This window comes from Actinomadura parmotrematis (genome assembly GCF_019458805.1).
In the GTDB taxonomy this organism is placed as follows: domain Bacteria; phylum Actinomycetota; class Actinomycetes; order Streptosporangiales; family Streptosporangiaceae; genus Spirillospora; species Spirillospora parmotrematis.
In genome coordinates this window covers 60,509-75,319 of record NZ_JAIBOA010000012.1, presented here as the reverse complement: position 1 = coordinate 75,319, position 14,811 = coordinate 60,509, and the positions used below count along the sequence as shown (strand labels likewise).

Here is a 14,811-nt window from a genome sequence, read left to right as displayed (position 1 = left end):
CCGAGAGGTCAGCGGCGGCGCTGGAGGAGGCGGAGGGCCTTCTCCTTCTCGAAGTCCAGGGCGCGGGCGGGCGGGGCGGAGACGCGGCCGATGCGCTCGCCCAGCTCGCGGACGCGGGCCTGCACCTCGGGTTCGGCAAGGACGCGCAGGCCGAAGGCGAGCTCGGCGGGGCCGACGTCGTAGCGTTTCTCCAGCGCCAGGGCCAGGGCGACCGCGCGCAGCTCGGCGTCGCCGAAGCGGCGGTGGCCGCCGTGGCCGGTGTCGCGGGTCGGCGGGAGCAGGCCGAGGGACTCCCGGTAGCGGAGCATGCGGGGCGAGGTGCCGAGCCGCCGGGCGGCCTCCGTGATGCGCATGGAGCCGATTCTGACAAATCCGTGTCAGAAATGCGCTCCCGGCCGTGCCTCGGAGGGCGGGGGCGACCTAGACTCGCTCGTGGACCCGGCCCCGCGCGTCCCCTGCGCGTCCCCGCGCGACCACGGCGGCCGACGACCCGGACTCAAGGAGCAACCACAGCATGGACTTCAAGGTCGCCGACCTTTCCCTGGCCGACTTCGGGCGCCGGGAGATCCGGCTCGCCGAGCACGAGATGCCCGGTCTGATGTCGGTGCGCGAGGAGTACGCCGACACCAAGCCGCTCAGCGGGGCGAAGATCATGGGCTCGCTGCACATGACCATCCAGACCGCGGTGCTGATCGAGACGCTGGTGGAGCTCGGCGCCGACGTCCGCTGGGTGTCCTGCAACATCTTCTCCACCCAGGACCACGCCGCCGCCGCGATCGTCGTCGGCCGCGACGGCACCGTCGACGACCCGAAGGGCGTCCCGGTGTTCGCCTGGAAGGGCGAGACGCTGGAGGAGTACTGGTGGTGCACCGACCAGGCGCTCCGCTGGCCCGACGGCTCCGCCCCGAACATGATCCTGGACGACGGCGGCGACGCCACCCTGCTCGTGCACAAGGGCGCCGAGTACGAGAAGGCGGGCGCCGTCCCCGCCGCCGCCGAGGACGACCCCGAGGAGTGGGGGATCATCCTGGAGACGCTGCGCCGCACCATCGGCGAGACCCCCGGCCGCTGGACCGAGACGGCCGCGAGCGTCAAGGGCGTCACCGAGGAGACCACGACCGGCGTCCACCGCCTGTACGAGATGGCGAAGGCCGGCACCCTCGCCTTCCCGGCGATCAACGTCAACGACTCGGTCACCAAGTCCAAGTTCGACAACAAGTACGGCTGCCGCCACTCGGTGATCGACGGCCTGAACCGCGCCACCGACGTGCTGATCGGCGGCAAGGTCGCGCTGGTCGCCGGCTACGGCGACGTCGGCAAGGGCTGCGCGGAGGCGCTGAAGGGCCAGGGCGCCCGCGTCATCGTCACCGAGATCGACCCGATCTGCGCGCTGCAGGCCGCCATGGACGGCTTCCAGGTCGCCCGCCTGGACGACGTGGTGGACCAGGTCGACATCTTCGTGACGACCACCGGCAACTTCAACATCATCCGCGCCGACCACATGGAGCGGATGAAGCACCAGGCGATCGTGTCCAACATCGGGCACTTCGACAACGAGATCGACATGGCCGGCCTGGCCCGGATCCCGGGCATCGAGAAGATCGAGATCAAGCCGCAGGTGCACGAGTGGCGGTTCGCCGACGGCCACTCCATCCTGGTGCTCGCCGAGGGCCGGCTGATGAACCTCGGCTGCGCCACCGGCCACCCGTCGTTCGTCATGTCGAACTCCTTCACCAACCAGGTCATCGCGCAGATCGAGCTGTTCACCAAGACCGAGGAGTACCCGGTCGGGGTGTACGTGCTGCCGAAGCACCTGGACGAGAAGGTCGCCCGCCTGCACCTGGACGCGCTCGGCGTGAAGCTGACCGAGCTCACCAAGCAGCAGGCCGACTACATCGGCGTCCACGTCGAGGGCCCCTACAAGCCCGACCACTACCGCTACTGACCGGTACCCGGTAGCGCGACGACCGACGGCCGCCGCCCGCGTCCCCGCGAGGACGCGCGCGGCGGCCGCGCCATCCGAGGGGGACGACCCAGTTGAGCAGCGACATCGCGGACCCGTCCCTGGCGTACGAGGGCGCCAAGCGGATCGAGTGGGCCGACCGCACCATGCCGGTGCTGCGCCGGATCCGCGAGCGGTTCGCCGCCGAGCGCCCCCTGGACGGGCTGCGGGTCGCGGCGTGCATGCACGTCACGACCGAGACCGCGAACCTGATCCGCACGCTCCAGGCGGGCGGCGCGCGGGTCGCGCTCGCCGCGTCCAACCCGCTGTCCACCCAGGACGACACGGCGGCGGCGCTCGCCGTCGAGTACGGCGCCGAGGTGTACGCGCGCGCGGGCATCGACCGGGAGGGCTACTACCGGCACATCCACCAGGCGCTGGAGATCGGCCCCGACCTGGTCCTGGACGACGGCTGCGACCTGGTCAACATCCTGCACCTGGAGCGCACCGACCTGCTGGACGGCGTCAAGGGCGGCTGCGAGGAGACGACGACCGGCGTCATCCGGCTGCACCAGATGGCCCGCGAGGGCGCGCTGCGGTTCCCGATGGTGGCGGTCAACGACACCGACACCAAGCACATGTTCGACAACCGGTACGGGACGGGCCAGTCGACGCTGGACGGCATCGTCCGCGCCACCAACACCCTGCTCGCCGGCAAGACGATCGTCATCGCGGGGTTCGGGTACTGCGGGCGCGGCCTCGCCGAGCGGGCCCGCGGCCTCGGCGCCCGCGTCGTCGTCACCGAGATCGATCCGGTGAAGGCCCTGGACGCCGTCCACCAGGGCTTCTCGGTGATGCCGATGGCCGACGCCGCGCGCCACGGCGACGTGTTCATCACCGTCACCGGCAACCGCGAGGTGATCGACGGGACGCACCTGGCGGTCATGAAGGACGGCGCGATCCTCGCCAACTCCGGCCACTTCGACGTGGAGATCGACATCCCGGCGCTGGCGGCGCTGGCCGTCGAGGTGCACCGGGACGTGCGGCCGCAGGCCGACGAGTACGTCCTCGCCGACGGGCGCCGCCTCGTGCTGCTCGCCGAAGGCCGCCTGGTCAACCTCGCCGCCGCCGAGGGGCACCCGGCCGCGGTCATGGACATGTCGTTCGCCGACCAGGCGCTCGCCTGCGCCTGGCTCGCCGCCGAGCACGCGGCGCTCGCGCCGGCCGTGCACGAGGTGCCGAAGGAGATCGACACCGAGGTGGCGCGGCTGAAGCTGGCCGCCATGGCGATCTCTATCGACGTGCTGACACCCGACCAGGAGGACTACCTGCACTCCTGGCGGCTCGGTTCCTGACACACAGCGTAGCTGCACGTGCACGGCAGGTTGCAGGCGTGCAACGACCGCCGCGATGCCGTGCCCCGGCGCGGGGGAGCGGTGAGGATCGCCTCATGGCCCATGCCCGTCCCGGCAAGCTCCCCCCGTCCGCCTACCTGCGCGCGGCGCCGGAGGCGTCCCGCCGGTGGCGGCGCCTGCTGGCGGGCGGCGCGCTGGCGGCGGCCGTCCTCGCCGTCGCGGGCCTCGGCTGGGCCGCCTGGCCGGAGCCCGCCCGCGCGCCCCTCGCCGCGCCCGCCGCCCAGGCCCCCGCCCTGCCCGCGCCGCCGCCTTCCCCGACGCGACGGGCGCCCGCACCGCCCGTCGTGAGCGTGCCCGTCCCGCCCGTGCACGCCGTGACCGAGGAACGACACGTGCGCCCGCGCCGCCCCCCAACGGCCCGCCCGAAAGCGGCGCCGCGAACCGCCGCCGCACAGCGCCGCCACACCCCGGCCCGCCGCCCGAAGGCGAGGCCCAAGGCCCGCCCGAAACCCCCGGCCGGCCCGTCCTGGACGCGCACCGAGTGCGCCCGCCGCTTCCCCGACGCCGCCCGCCGCGACGCCTGCGTCGCCGCCCTCGACGGCTACATGGGCCGCTGACCGCCCGCTCCCGGCGTGCAGTAGCGTCGGCGGATGCCGAGCGGAACGTACCTGCACCTCGACGGCGAGATCGAGGAGACCTTCCAGTGCGCGCCCGGCGCGGGCGGGTGGCGGTACGTCGGGACGCGCGCCGACGGCGTCCGGACCGACCTGGTCGTGGACGGCCGGTGGCGGCAGATCCGCGTCGAGGTCGCGGCGGGGGAGCGGTGGGTGCGGGGCGGCGTCACCGGCAACGAGCTGGCCTGGGTGCGGGCGGCGGGCGGGACCGGCGACGAGCACGGCGCCCGCGCGGCGGCGTTCGTCGGCGAGTCGCCCGCCTTCCTCGTCGCCGTCGCCCGCTGGCTCCGCCTGGAGCCGGGCGCGCAGCGCGACGTCGCGCTCGTCCGGCTCGGCGGGCCGTCGCTGGCGGCGCTCACCGTGCGGCAGCGCTGGCGGCTCGCCGACGTCACCGAGCACGCGACCGAGACGGCGCCGCTGCCGGTCGAGCGCTACGAGGTCGCCGACCTGGAGACCGCCGAGGCGTGGGCGGTCCACCTCGCCGGGGACGTCGTGCTGGACGCCCCCGGCATCGAGCTGGCCGCCCTCGCGTCCCCGCCCAACCTCGTCACGGGCGGAGCGTGACGGTGTGGTCGGCGCGGCCCTTCGCGGGCCAGACCGACAGCACGTGGCGGGCCGCGTCCCAGCTCCAGCGCGGGTCGGTGGACGTCACGCGGGGCGCGGTCGGGAACCAGATCTCGGTCGGCCCGCTAGCGCCGGCCCGGTCGCGCCAGGACACCGTCAGCGCCCCGGCGGAGTAGGCGATCCTGGTGGGGGTGCCCGCGACGGCGCGCGGGTAGGGGCGGGCCAGCAGGCGGCCGACGGCGGTGAGGTTCCCGGCCGCGTCGGTGACGTCGCCGGGGTCGTTGGACCAGTAGGCCCAGCCGACGCCGAGCCCGTCGGCCAGCGCCAGCCAGTCGGCGGTGTAGTCGAGCGCGCCGCCCGCCGAGCCGGGGATGCCGCCGACCTCGCCGAGCCACATGGGCGTGCCGAGGCGGCGCGCGGCACTCGGCATGTTCGCCTTCCACAGCGCGAACTGTGCCTGCACGAGCGCCTTGGCCGCGCCGGTGTAGGAGCCGCCGATGTCGACGCCGCCGGGGTACAGGTGCGGGGCGAGGACGACGCGCGGCCCGCCCGGGCGCGGGTCGGCGATCGGTCCGAGGGAGGTGCCGAGGCCCTCGTTGGGGCCGAGCGCCTGTGGCTCGGCGAAGATCCAGCCGTCGCGGTCCACCGACCGGATCGCGGTCACGAGGCGCTGGTAGAACGGCGTCAGCGAGGGCGTCTCGAAGAAGCCGAACTGGCGTGTCCCGCCGAACGGCTCGTTCATCAGGTCGTAGCCGAGTACGGCCGGGTCGGCGGCGAAGCGCGCCGCGACGTGCCGCCACATCGCGGTGTACCGCCGCATCAGCTCCGGGTGACTCCCGGTGTGGTTCCAGAAGTTGTCGTAGGCGCGAAGCACGGCGGGCTGGAGGTAGGTCAGCACCCACGGCGTCTGCGGCGTGCAGGGCAGGCCGTCGGTGAACGTCGCCCAGGCGGGCGCGCCGTTCCCGGCGCCCGCGCAGGCGGCGGGGCCGTAGATGTCCTGGTGCATGTCCAGGACGACGTGCACGCCCTGCTCGCGGTACCAGCCGATCCGCTCGGCGACGGCGTCGAGGTACTTCTCGTCGTAGCGGCCGGGGGAGGGCTCGACGTTCTTCCACTGGATCAGGTAGCGGACCGAGTTCGTGCCCATCGCCCGCACCTCGCGGGCGACGTCGGCGCGGGTGATCCACGGCAGCCCGGACGGGCCCTTGGCACTGCCGGCGGTGTTCAGCCCGTGCAGGACGAGCGCCCGCCCCCGGTCGTCGGTGATCAGCGGGGGCGGCGGCGCGGGTGCGGCGCGGGCGGGCGCGACGGGGAACAGCAGGGCGGCGGCCGTGAGGAGCGGCAGCAGCAGGGACGCGGGCGGGGCAGCGCGCATGTCGCCTCCGAATGTGAAACTTCTTCGGAGTAGGGTGCCCGGTCAGCCCGTGGCGGTCACCGGCGCCAGGCGTCCTGTTGTGGCCACGCCTGCGGCCACGCCCCGGCGGGCACCGGCGCAGGCACGGGCGCGGGCGCCGGGAACGGCGCGGGCTGCGGCGTCCCGCCCCGCCGCCGGAACCGGAGCGCCGCCCGCTGCGCGAGCCGCCGCTCCTCGCGGAACCGCCGCTCGGCCAGCACCGCCGACAGCATGATCTCGGGGCGGACGCCCGGCGGGGGCGGCGGCGTCACGAGGGCGGCGACCCGGCCCGCGATCCGCGCGCCGAGCTCGTCGCGGACCTCCGGCTGCAGCTCCCAGAACCGGGCGAGGTACTGGCGGGCGGCGAGCGCCAGCCCGTCGGGCACCTGCGACAGCTCCAGCGTCCGCGCCCAGCCGGCGAGCTGCGGCGGCATCACCGCGACGGCGCCGAACGCCGAGTTGGCGGGGACGCGCTCCTGGATGACGATGGTGCCGGCGAACACGTCCCCGAGCCGCTTGCCGCGGCGCGAGCAGATCGAGCAGATCAGCGCGGGCGCGGCGGCCAGCGCCCAGAACTCCACGAACCCCGCGAGCGCCCGCACGAGCGCCTGCCGGAACCGGACCGGCCCGCCGTCGTCGGCGACCACGCGGAGCCCGAACGCCATCTTCCCGGCGGTGCGGCCGCGGGTCAGCGTCTCGCAGACGCACGGGTAGCCGACGACGACGGCGACGGTGGCGAGCACGCTGAGGCCCGCCGCCCACGCCGGGTCGCCGAACGCGCTGAGCACGCTCACCGCGGTGACCAGCGCGCTGAGGATGCTGTACTGGAGGAACAGGTCGAGCAGCAGGGCGCAGCCGCGGCTCGCCAGCCGGGCGACCCGGATGTCGAGGGCGACGGCCTCGCCGGTGACGAGCTCGGCCAACGGGTCCTCCTCGGCGAGGGAACGGCGGGGGTGGAGCGTCCATTCTGCCCGCTCCGGGCGGTGACGCGTTAGTCTCACCCGAATGGACGTCGATGCCTACGTCGCCGCGCACAACGCCGAGTGGCAGCGCCTGGAGCGGCTGATCGGCTCGGGCCGCAAGCGCACCGGCGCCGAGGTCGACGAGCTCGTCGAGCTGTACCAGCGGACCGCCACGCACCTGTCGGTGGTGCGGTCCAGCTCGCCCGACCCGATCCTGGTCGCGCGGCTGTCGTCGCTGGTGGCGCGGGGCCGCGCCGCCGTCGCGGGCGCGCGGGCGCCGATGTGGCGGGACGCGACGCGCTTCCTCACCGTCTCGTTCCCGGCCGCCGCCTGGCGGATGCGGTACTGGTGGATCGGCATCGCCGTCCTCGGCAACCTGTTCGCGCTCGCCCTGGCGATCTGGGTCGTGCAGAGCCCCGAGGTGCAGGCGTCCATCGGGTCGCCGTACGAGGTGCGGCAGCTCGTCGAGCACGACTTCGCCGACTACTACACCGAGCACTCGGCGTCCTCGTTCGCGTTCAAGGTGTGGACGAACAACGCGTGGGTGTCGGCGACCGCGCTCATCTTCGGGATCCTGCTCGGCATCCCGACGCTGTACGTGCTGTTCGCCAACCAGCTGAACCTCGGCGTGAGCGCGGGCCTGATGTTCGCGCACGGCAAGGGCGCGGTGTTCTTCGGGCTGATCCTGCCGCACGGCCTGCTGGAGCTGTCCGCCGTCTACCTGGCCTGCGCGGCCGGCCTGAAGCTCGGCTGGACGGTGATCGACCCGGGGCCGCGGCGGCGCGGGCAGGCCCTCGCCGAGGAGGGCCGGGCCGCCGTCAGCATCGCGATCGGCCTCGTCGGGGTGCTGTTCGTGTCCGGCCTGATCGAGGGCTTCGTGACGGGCTGGGTGCACACCACCTGGCTGCGGATCGGCATCGGCGTGGTCGCCGAGGCCGCGTTCCTCGCCTACGTCGTGGTGCTCGGCCGCCGCGCCGTGCGCGAGGGCGAGACCGGCGACGTCCGAGAACGTCCCGATCTCGCCCCCGTCTCCGGCTGACTCCCAGACAGCCGTCGCCCGCCCCGTCGCCCGGCCGATGGCCCGCGGCCGGGCCCCGCCCGCCCGACGTCAAAGGGCGGAGCGGGGACCGGGGCGGAGCGGTTCGGCCGGGGGCTGCGGTGCCCCATTCCCCCTGGGTGCCCCCGGCCGGGTCCTCGGATGCGGCGGTCAGCCGCTCTTCTCGCCCGTCGTCGGGTCGATGACGGTGCGCACCTCGTGCACGGCGTCGCACGGGAACCCGCCCCGGCGGGCGTGCTCGCGGATGGTCTCGGCGCTGTCGGCGATGTAGATGCAGAACAGCTTGTCGTCGGTGACGTAGCTCTGGATCCACTGCGCCGCGCCGTTCAGCGAGTCCAGCACCTCGTTGGACTTGCAGGCGACGCCGTGCAGCTCGTCGCCGCTGAGGTCCCCGGCACCCGGCAGCGTGCGCTCGATCACGAACTTCGGCATGGTCTCTCCCCGTTCCCGGCGGCCGTACTGATTCCGGCCGCTTCGTCGTAACTCGATACTGGCGCCGCCCGATCCGGGGCACCATGACCGTGTGACCGAACGACCTGGCCGGGACACCGTCCTGGCAACGGCGCCGGACGCGGCGCTGGACGAGGCCCTGGATGCCGCGCTGCACCGGCTGCGCCTCAACGGGGCGATCTTCTTCCGGGCCGAGTTCACCGAGGCGTGGTCCTACCTGTCGCCGCACCCCGAGCGGCTGGTGGAGGCGCTGCACCCCGGCGCCCGCAGCATCATCCTGTTCCACATCGTGGTGGACGGCCCCTGCTGGGTGTCACTGGAGGGCGGCGAGCGGCTGTGGGCCGAGTCCGGCGACGTCGTCGTGCTGCCCTACGCCGACCAGCACACGATGGGCGGGACCGCGGACGCCGAGCCCGTCCCCATCACCGACCTGATGGACCCGCGCCCCTGGACGGCGCTGCCGATGGTCCGGCACGGCGGGGGCGGCGCCGCGGCCGGCATCGTCTGCGGCTACCTGCACTCCAGCGACCCGCTGTTCGACCCGGGGCTCGCCGCGCTGCCGCCGGTGTTCGTCGTCCGCCCGCCCGAGGGCCCGGCCGCGCAGTGGATCCAGGCGAGCGTCCAGTACGCGGTGGCGGCGACGACGTCCGCCGAGGCGCCGACGGACGCCACGTCGGTGCGGCTGCCCGAGCTGCTGCTCGTCGAGGTGCTGCGGCTGCACCTGCGGTCGGCGCCCACGATCGGGTCGGGCTGGATCGCCGCGCTCGCCGACCCCGTCCTCGCGCCCGCCCTCGCCGCGCTGCACGCCGACCCGGCGCGGCGCTGGACGGTCGCGGCGCTCGCCGAGACCGTCGCGGTGTCGCGGTCGTCGCTGGACGAGCGGTTCCGGCAGGTCCTCGGCCGCTCGCCGATCCGCTACCTCACCGACTGGCGGCTGCACCTCGCCGACGACCTGCTGGCCACCACCGACCGGCCCGTCGCGGTGATCGCCCGGCGGGTCGGCTACGAGTCCGAGGAGGCGTTCGGCCGCGCCTTCAAGCGCCGCTACGGCGCCTCCCCGGGCGCCTGGCGCCGCACCCGCACCCCCTGACCCCCCGGTCAGAGGCGGCCGGCGGCCTTGAGGGCGAGGTAGGCGTCCGCCAGGGCGGGGGCCAGGTCGTCGGGCGGGGCGTCGACGACCTCGACGCCGTAGGAGCGCAGCTCGGCGACCAGGCGGCCGCGCTCGGCGCGGGCCCGCTCGGCCGCGGCGGCGTCGTAGACGGCGGCGAGGTCGCCGCGGGACGCCGCCATCTCCGCGACCCGCGGGTCCGCCACCGACGCGATCATGACGATGTGGCGGGCGGTGAGCTGCGGCAGCAGCGGCAGCAGGCCCTCCTCGAACGCGGCCTCGTTCAGCTCGGTCAGCAGCACCACCAGCGACCGCTGCCGGACCCGCGACAGCAGCGCCGACACCATGCCCGCCGCGTCCGACTCGACCAGCTCCGGTTCCAGCGGCGCCATCGCCTGCACCATCGCGGTCAGCAGGTCGGTGCGCGAGGCGCCCTCGACGCGCGCCCGCACCCGCCGGTCGTAGGCGAGCAGGTCGACGCGGTCGCCGGCCCGCGAGGCGAGCGCGCCGAGCAGCAGCGCCGCGTCCATCGAGCAGTCCAGCCGGGGGACGTCCCCGACGCGCCCGGCGGACGTGCGGCCGGTGTCCAGCACCAGGTAGAGGCGCCGGTCGCGCTCGGGCCGCCAGGTCCGCACGACGACGTCGGCGCGCCGCGCCGTCGCCCGCCAGTCGATGGACCGGACGTCGTCGCCGTCGACGTACTCGCGCAGCGAGTCGAACTCGGTGCCCTGCCCGCGCACCATCGCGACGTGGTTGCCGGTGAGCTCGCGCAGCTTCGACAGCTTGGCCGGCAGGTGCCGCCGGGACGGGAACGCGGGCAGCACCCGCACCCGCCACGGCGCCTCGCGCGAGAGCTGCCGGGCGGCGAGCCCGAGCGGCCCGGCCGAGCGCACCGCGACCGTCACCGCGTGCCGGTCGCCGCGCCGCGTCGGCGCCAGCGCCACGTCGACGCGGCGCCGCTCGCCCGCCGGGACGTCGATGCGCGCCGTGCGCGGCGTCGCGCCCGCGCTCGGCGGCCACACGTCGCGCAGCAGCGCCCGCACCCGCCGCCGCCCGGGGTTCTCGACGGTGAGCGCCACCCGCGCGGGCTCGCCGAGCCGCACGCTGGTGTCGCCGGAGCGGTGGAACACGAGGGCCCGGACGTTGCCCGCCAGCGCCAGGTCCGCGGCGACGCCCGCCGCGAGCACCGCCCACACCGCGAGCAGCGTCCACCAGCTCGGCAGCAGGATCGGCAGCGCGCAGCCGAGCAGCGCGAGCAGCCCGAGACGGCCGGTGAGCGCCATCAGCGGGGCGTCGGGACGTGGGCGAGGATGCCCTCCAGCACGCCGTCGGCGGTCGCGCCCTCCAGCTCGGCCTCCGGCCGCAGCCCGATCCGGTGCCGCAGCGTCGGCCGGGCGAGGGCCTTGACGTCGTCGGGCGTCACGTAGTCGCGGCCCGACAGCCACGCCCACGCCCGCGCCGTCGCCAGCAGCGCCGTCGCGCCGCGCGGCGACACGCCGAGCTGCAGCGACGGGGACTGGCGGGTGGCGCGGCAGAGGTCCACCACGTACGCGGCGACCTTGGCGTCCAGGTGCACCGTCCGCACCGCGGCGCGCCCGGCGGCGAGCTCGGCGGCGCCGGCGACCGGCCGCACCTCCGACAGGTCGCGCGGGTCGAACCCGGCGGCGTGCCGGCGCAGCATCGCGATCTCCTCGTCCCGGCCGGGGACGGGCACCGCGAGCTTGACCAGGAACCGGTCGAGCTGCGCCTCGGGCAGCGGGTAGGTGCCCTCGTACTCGACGGGGTTCTGCGTCGCGCACACCAGGAACGGGTCGGGCAGCGCGCGGGGCTCGCCGTCCACCGACACCTGCCGCTCCTCCATCGCCTCCAGCAGCGACGCCTGCGTCTTCGGCGGGGTGCGGTTGATCTCGTCGGCGAGCAGCAGGTGGGTGAAGACCGGCCCGGCCCGGAAGCCGAACTCGGCGGTCCGGTTGTCGTAGACGAGCGAGCCGGTGACGTCGCCGGGCATCAGGTCGGGCGTGAACTGGACCCGCTTGAAGTCCAGGTCCAGCGCCCGCGACAGCGTCTTGACCAGCAGCGTCTTGGCGGTGCCCGGCACGCCCTCCAGCAGCACATGGCCGCCGCAGAGCAGCGCGATGACCAGGCCCGTCACGACCGGGTCCTGGCCGACGACGGTCTTGGCGACCTCGGCGCGCAGCGCGGCGAGGGCCTTGCGGGCCGCGTCGGCGTCGGCCGCCGGCGGGCCGGGGACGTCGTCGCGGGGGGCGTCGTCCTTGTCGAGGTCGACGGGGTGGTTCACGATTCCCGCACCTGCCTTTCCAGGTCGTCGAGGAGGTCGGAGAGGGCGACCAGGGCGGCGTCGCCGTCCGGTGCGGGGCCGTAGAGCGCGGCGTGGACGGTCGCCTGGTCGTGGGTGGTGCGGAGCGCGACGGCGGTGACGATCTCGGTGGCCGCCGCCGGGTCCTGCGCGGCGCCGCGCGGCAGCCCGAGCAGCGGGACGAGGCGCTCGCGGACGCCCGAGCGGAGCGCGTCCGCGGCGCGGTCGCGGGCGCGGTGCGCCCGGTAGAGGCGGGCGCGGCCCTCGGCGGTCTCGGCGGACCGCACGACGACCGGCAGCGCCTCGGCGACGACGGGTCCGAGCCGCCGGGCCCGCCAGAGCGCCAGCAGCGCGACGGCGACGAGCAGCTCCAGGAAGAACAGCTTGACGCCGAACGGCACCAGCTCGCCGAGGGACTTCCGCCCGCTGTCGTCGCCGGGCGGCGGCAGGTCGGGGATCAGCCAGACGACCGAGGCGCGGGCGCCCGCCACGTCCATGGCGAGCGCGGCGTTGCCGGCGCTGTCGAGCATGTCGTTGGCGAGCGGGGCGCCGGCGCCGAGGACGGTGACGGTGCGGCTGCCGACGGGCAGCTGCACCAGCCGGGGGTGGCCGCCGGACACGTAGCAGGACGCGGCGCCCGCGGGCGCGTTGTAGGTCTCCGACCGGCCGAACTCCACGTCCCCGGCGAGGATCGCGGCCCGCACCGCGCAGCCGGGCGCGCCGGTCCGCTCGAAGGACGGCCCGGCCTCGTCCACGCCGGGGGCGAGCGCGGCCAGCATGTCCTGCGTCGGCTGGACGAGGAACAGGTCGCCGGGCGCCGCGCGGAGCCGGTCGATGCCGGCGGGGGTGAGCCGCTCGCCGCGGGTGACGAGCGTCACGCTGTCGGAGGTGGCCAGCTCGGCGGCCTGCCGCGCGGACCGCGCCACCGTGACGGGCGTCCCGTGCTGCCGGAGGATCTCGGCGAGGGCGCGGCTGCCGCCGGGGCTCGGCGACGCGGGGTCCAGGTCGGTCTCGCGGGCCGTCGGCTTCAGCGCGGCGAGCGCGATCGCGACGATGATCAGCGCGGCGAGCGCGAGGACGACGCCGCGGGCGGTGCGGAAGCGGCGGCCGGCGACCTGGCGGGCGGTGGGCTCGGGCGGCGCCGCGAGGCCGGTCACCATCGGAGCGCCTCCGCCTCGCCCGTGCCCGCGTCCCCGTCCTCGCCGAGGGGGCGGGGCCGGGTGGCGCGGACGGCGTCGTCCAGCCGGACGAGCCGGTCGTACTCGGCGGCGCTGCCGGGCCGGTCGCCGTACCAGACGTCGTCGAAGACCAGCACGCCGGCGCGCAACTCGCCGGCCAGGGCGGGCAGCGCGGCGCCCGCCTCGGCGGCGAGCTCGTCGGCGGTGCGGCCGGGCCGCGGGTCCAGCACGGCGCGCTCCTCCAGATCGCGGGCGACGGCGCGCAGGCGCTCGCGGATCGCCTCGGGCCAGCGGCCGGCGGCGGCGTGCGCGGCGGCCTCCTCGCGGTGCCCGCGGGCGCTCGTCGGGGCGTCCTCCAGCAGCGGCCCGGCCGCCGACCGCACGTTGCGGCGCCCCCACATCAGCCAGGTCACCAGCGCGACGGCGAGCACGGCGAGCAGCGCGATGACGAGCCAGGTGATCCAGCCGCTGCCGCCGCCCTGCGCGGTCGGGTGCCCGGCGCGGGAGGTCAGCTCGTGCAGCCAGTCGGAGAACCGCTGCAGGGTGCGCTCCAGCCAGGACGACCGGTCCCGGTGGTAGACCGGCTTCTCCAGCTCGCGGCGGGCCAGCTCGCGGGCGGTGCCGCGGTCGACGGGCTCGGGGCCGCGGAGGACGCTGATGATCATGAGGGGCGGCCCGCCGTCCGGACGGCGAACGGGTCCGCGTCGCCGCCGGCGTCCAGGGCCTCGTCCGCGGGCCGGGGCCGGGTGCGCAGGTCCAGGTCGAGGCCCTCGCGGCGCATCCGCTGGTCCAGGTAGAGCAGCGCGATCACCCCGGCGTCGAACGGCAGCATCACCGACCAGGCCACGATCCGGCCGAGGGTGTCCACGGCGAGGCCGAGCAGCAGCGGGACGCCGCCGGTCGCGTTCCGGAAGAAGATCAGCTGGACGAGCAGGAACGGGATGCGCAGCGCCAGGAACCCCATGAACGCGGTGACCAGCGCGGTCACCGCCAGCGTCCAGAAGGTCCGGCCCCAGCTCCGGCGGGCGAGCGCGCGGGACCGGCCGAGCGCCGCGCGGACCCCCGTCCGCTCCAGGACGAGCGCGGGCGGCGCCAGCACGACCTTGGGGTAGAGCCAGACCGTCAGGGCGATCCCGAGGGGCAGCCCGATCAGCCCGGCGACGACGATCACCGCGGGGTGCGCCTCGACGGCGAGGGCCGCGACGAGCGGCGCCGCGGGCAGCAGCAGCGCCGCCAGCACCATCCCCATGATCAGCAGGGCCAGCGCGAGCAGCGGGCCCGGCCGCCGCCGGGCGGCCCGCCAGGACAGGCGCCGGTCGGGCGGCCGCCCGAGCAGCGCCCGCCCGAAGTACGGCGCGAGCGCCCCCGCCAGCACCAGGACGCCGAACGCCGACAGGACGAGGCCGACCGCCGTCAGCAGGAACTGGCCGCCGACCGAGCGGAGCAGCACGTCCGGGGTCACGTCGCCGCGCGCGTCCCGGCCGATGAAGGAGTAGGCCGCGACCGATCCGGCGACCTGCACGACCGTGCTGATCAGCGCCGACAGGCCGAGCACGAACCGCGGATCGCGGCGGATCCCGCCGATCGAGGCGTCCAGCAGCTCGACGATGGACAGCGGCCGGAACGGGACGTCGCCCCCCAAGAGGGCGGCGGGATCGTCGTCCCACCCGTCCGGTCTCGGCATCCCCGCTCCTCGTGGCGTCCGGTGCGCCGGACCCCCGGGGGCAGGGCGCGTCAGGTCATCCTGTCATGGGCGGGGTGCGCGGAATGCGGTAACCCGCACAGTTGATCACTTGGCGCCCGGTGTGGCC

15 protein-coding genes are annotated in these 14,811 nt (G+C 75.6%); 6 read left to right on the top strand and 9 right to left on the bottom strand.

Going from position 1 to position 14,811, the window contains the following annotated elements; genetic code table 11:
* Positions 1–8: 8 nt before the first annotated feature.
* Positions 9–353: a MerR family transcriptional regulator gene (locus tag K1Y72_RS19545; RefSeq protein ID WP_220167825.1), complete on the bottom strand. Its 345-nt coding sequence runs from the start codon at positions 351–353 to the stop codon at positions 9–11.
* A gap of 161 nt (positions 354–514) precedes the next feature.
* Here K1Y72_RS19545 and ahcY (K1Y72_RS19540) point away from each other — a divergent pair, with 161 nt between their 5' ends.
* From ahcY (K1Y72_RS19540) to K1Y72_RS19525, 4 genes are all read left to right on the top strand, one after another.
* Positions 515–1,945: an adenosylhomocysteinase gene (ahcY, locus tag K1Y72_RS19540; protein WP_220167824.1), complete on the top strand. Its 1,431-nt coding sequence runs from the start codon at positions 515–517 to the stop codon at positions 1,943–1,945.
* Between the two features lie 92 nt (positions 1,946–2,037).
* Positions 2,038–3,297: an adenosylhomocysteinase gene (gene ahcY / locus K1Y72_RS19535; protein ID WP_220167823.1), complete on the top strand. Its 1,260-nt coding sequence runs from the start codon at positions 2,038–2,040 to the stop codon at positions 3,295–3,297.
* Between the two features lie 95 nt (positions 3,298–3,392).
* Positions 3,393–3,914 (top strand): hypothetical protein, encoded by a 522-nt coding sequence (locus K1Y72_RS19530; protein WP_220167822.1) that lies wholly within the window; start codon positions 3,393–3,395, stop codon positions 3,912–3,914.
* Between the two features lie 33 nt (positions 3,915–3,947).
* Positions 3,948–4,535: a hypothetical protein gene (locus K1Y72_RS19525; RefSeq protein ID WP_220167821.1), complete on the top strand. Its 588-nt coding sequence runs from the start codon at positions 3,948–3,950 to the stop codon at positions 4,533–4,535.
* Here the strand turns inward: K1Y72_RS19525 and K1Y72_RS19520 are convergent.
* The gene (locus K1Y72_RS19520) at positions 4,519–5,910 is read right to left on the bottom strand and encodes a cellulase family glycosylhydrolase (protein ID WP_220167820.1); all 1,392 of its coding nucleotides are present in this window, start codon (positions 5,908–5,910) and stop codon (positions 4,519–4,521) included. The two genes, K1Y72_RS19525 and K1Y72_RS19520, sit on opposite strands and share 17 nt — an antisense overlap.
* Before the next feature lie 56 nt (positions 5,911–5,966).
* Positions 5,967–6,851, bottom strand: a complete 885-nt coding sequence (locus tag K1Y72_RS19515) for an RDD family protein (RefSeq protein ID WP_220167819.1) — start codon at positions 6,849–6,851, stop codon at positions 5,967–5,969.
* Positions 6,852–6,933: 82 nt separating this feature from the next.
* On the opposite strand from K1Y72_RS19515, the gene K1Y72_RS19510 reads away from it, so the two are divergent.
* Complete coding sequence (locus tag K1Y72_RS19510; RefSeq protein ID WP_220167818.1) at positions 6,934–7,929, top strand: stage II sporulation protein M; 996 nt, start codon at positions 6,934–6,936, stop codon at positions 7,927–7,929.
* Between the two features lie 168 nt (positions 7,930–8,097).
* On the opposite strand, the gene K1Y72_RS19505 is transcribed toward K1Y72_RS19510, so the two are convergent.
* Positions 8,098–8,379: a DUF4242 domain-containing protein gene (locus K1Y72_RS19505; RefSeq protein WP_220167817.1), complete on the bottom strand. Its 282-nt coding sequence runs from the start codon at positions 8,377–8,379 to the stop codon at positions 8,098–8,100.
* Positions 8,380–8,470: 91 nt separating this feature from the next.
* Here K1Y72_RS19505 and K1Y72_RS19500 point away from each other — a divergent pair, with 91 nt between their 5' ends.
* Positions 8,471–9,487, top strand: coding sequence for an AraC family transcriptional regulator (locus K1Y72_RS19500; protein WP_220167816.1), 1,017 nt, complete (start codon positions 8,471–8,473; stop codon positions 9,485–9,487).
* An 8-nt stretch (positions 9,488–9,495) separates the two neighbouring features.
* Here the strand turns inward: K1Y72_RS19500 and K1Y72_RS19495 are convergent, their stop codons facing one another.
* Genes K1Y72_RS19495 through K1Y72_RS19475 form a run of 5 tightly spaced genes read right to left on the bottom strand, consistent with a single transcriptional unit; the run spans position 9,496 to position 14,684 of the window.
* Positions 9,496–10,788 carry a DUF58 domain-containing protein gene (locus K1Y72_RS19495; RefSeq protein WP_220167815.1) on the bottom strand — a complete coding sequence of 431 codons (1,293 nt, stop codon included), beginning with the start codon at positions 10,786–10,788 and terminating at the stop codon, positions 9,496–9,498.
* Positions 10,788–11,804 (bottom strand): AAA family ATPase, encoded by a 1,017-nt coding sequence (locus K1Y72_RS19490; RefSeq protein WP_220167814.1) that lies wholly within the window; start codon positions 11,802–11,804, stop codon positions 10,788–10,790. The genes K1Y72_RS19495 and K1Y72_RS19490 overlap by 1 nt, the downstream gene beginning before the upstream one ends.
* Positions 11,801–12,982 carry a DUF4350 domain-containing protein gene (locus K1Y72_RS19485; RefSeq protein WP_220167813.1) on the bottom strand — a complete coding sequence of 394 codons (1,182 nt, stop codon included), beginning with the start codon at positions 12,980–12,982 and terminating at the stop codon, positions 11,801–11,803. The genes K1Y72_RS19490 and K1Y72_RS19485 overlap by 4 nt, the downstream gene beginning before the upstream one ends.
* A complete protein-coding gene (locus tag K1Y72_RS19480) occupies positions 12,976–13,665 on the bottom strand; it encodes a DUF4129 domain-containing protein (protein WP_220167812.1) in 690 nt (229 codons plus the stop codon). The genes K1Y72_RS19485 and K1Y72_RS19480 overlap by 7 nt, the downstream gene beginning before the upstream one ends.
* Positions 13,662–14,684 (bottom strand): hypothetical protein, encoded by a 1,023-nt coding sequence (locus K1Y72_RS19475; protein ID WP_220167811.1) that lies wholly within the window; start codon positions 14,682–14,684, stop codon positions 13,662–13,664. Before K1Y72_RS19475 ends, K1Y72_RS19480 begins: the two co-directional genes overlap by 4 nt.
* Between the last annotated feature and the right edge of the window lie 127 nt (positions 14,685–14,811).